The sequence below is a fragment of the Bartonella sp. AP88HLJMH genome (genome assembly GCF_042195605.1).
GTDB lineage: Bacteria > Pseudomonadota > Alphaproteobacteria > Rhizobiales > Rhizobiaceae > Bartonella.
In genome coordinates, this window is sequence record NZ_JBHIOR010000067.1 from 1 (window position 1) to 1,966 (window position 1,966).

Here is a 1,966-nt window from a genome sequence, read left to right on the forward strand (position 1 = left end):
GTGAATATCAAGGGCATTGGTGCTTTGAAAGTCTAAACCGCCATAAGTCAATTCGCTCTCTGAGACATCAATATGATCTGCAATTAAATACAGCGTTTGCGGCGTGTAAATATGAGAACGGTTATTGCTTAAATCGAGAGTGTTTGCTGTCAATCTCACATCCCCCTCAGCAGACAACACATTCTCAACACTGATCTCTCCTGATACCGATGTCAATGTTGCACTGCCATAGCCTATGACCTGATCATAATAGATGTCGTTGCCTGCAAAAATTTCAATATTGCCACCACTGGCAATCTGCCCAACCTTCACCCCTTCTTTTGCTGTAATCAAAAGAAAGCCCTTTTCATCTAAAACAAGATCCCCTGAACCGCCCGTAGAAACGACACCTGTCATCAGTGTGCCTGCATCAAGGCTGCCAACCTTTAAAACAGCTTCTTCACCCGTCATCAGCGAAGAAAAGTCAACCGCCCCACCCTCAATATTTGCCTTGCCATAGGCTAAAAGTTGCCCAAAATGAACGGGAGCATTTGTTGCTGGTTGTGCTTGAATGGCAACATTTTGATGCGACAGAATTGTTTGAGAAACAGATAGCCCGTTATGAGAAACCAGGGTGATATCTCCTGCTCCATAAACACTTTCAGCAACAATCGCACCTTGACTGCTCTGGAGATCAACATCCCCTTGAGTGCCAAGAACAACAACACCAGCAGCACCCGTTGCCGCCATATCAACCCCACCGGCTAAAAAATGAGCTTGTATATCACCACCGGCATGCGCCTTGAGATTCCCTTGCGCTAAAACAATCCCCTCAAGCTTCAAGTTTCCGCCCGATTCAAGAGCCATATCAGCGCCTGCCCCTAGCCCTGAAACTTGAAGTGTCTGGCGCGAAGAAAGCTCCATATTGCCCCCAGAGGTTGCCTTACCGGCAATCGATAAAAGCCCATCCTGCGCCTCTATCTTCAAATGACCATCAGCACCAACCGTTTCTAACGTCACATCCTTATGGGCGGCAATATCAATATGCTTTTTCGAGGTGATGTGTTTTGCCAATATGCTCTGGCTTTTCGATTTGAGGACAACACCCCCATGACCAAAAACATTCTTCAACGAGATTTTCCCGTCAGCAGAAAGATGCAACTGCCCCGCATTGGCGGCCATATCATGGCGCATGCGAACCCCAACACCTTTTTCTGTTGCCACAAGTTTAATCTGATCCGCCTGTAGAGCCCCCAAAGCAGAACCATCTATCGCATATTCCGGTTTACCGGTAATATCGGTCAGTTCTTTCATTTCCCGTGAAGCATAATCAAAGTGACCTGTCCCTGCTGTCACACCAATTTCTCTGCCCGCAACAGCTCCTTCAAAATGCACTGTGCGTGAGACAATATCGACAATATCAACAGCCCCTTGACCAGAGAAAAAATTGGCTCCCTTAGCGCCAAAGGTAATATCCCCACCTCGCACCTCAAAGCCTTTCAAAAAACCGCTCGCATCAATTTCGGGAACACCTGTGGTTAAAGTCGCATGGGGCGTATTGATAAAGCCACAACCATCACAGCTTATCCCATTGGGATTGGCTATAATCACATCGGCTGGGCTCCCAAAAACCTCTCCTGGACCATGAAGCGCACTGCGCTTGCTGCTGGTCACTTCATTTAAAATCACTTTCGCCGAACCCGTGAAACGCAAATGCGGATTGCCCGGCATAATGCCCCCCAACTGCGATTGCCCCACTTCTTGCGCATGATTGTTCCAAATCACACCCGGATTTCCAATATTAAAATCGTTATATTTATTGTGCGATAAGCCCTTGCCATTGGGGGTAACAATATCAATCGAGGGAACTCCATTGGGCGCTGCCACTATATCTGGACGATGGGCGGCATTCGCGTTAGGATCCACAGTAATTTGCGCCTGTAACGCTGAAGGGGCTAACAAACAAGAAAAACCAAGTCCCCCAAAT

General features: G+C 47.5%; 1 protein-coding gene. It reads right to left on the reverse strand.

What is annotated here, in order from left to right; genetic code table 11:
- On the reverse strand, positions 1-1,966 hold a 1,966-nt coding region (locus ACFIMA_RS09505), incomplete at both ends, for a filamentous hemagglutinin N-terminal domain-containing protein (RefSeq protein WP_375693429.1).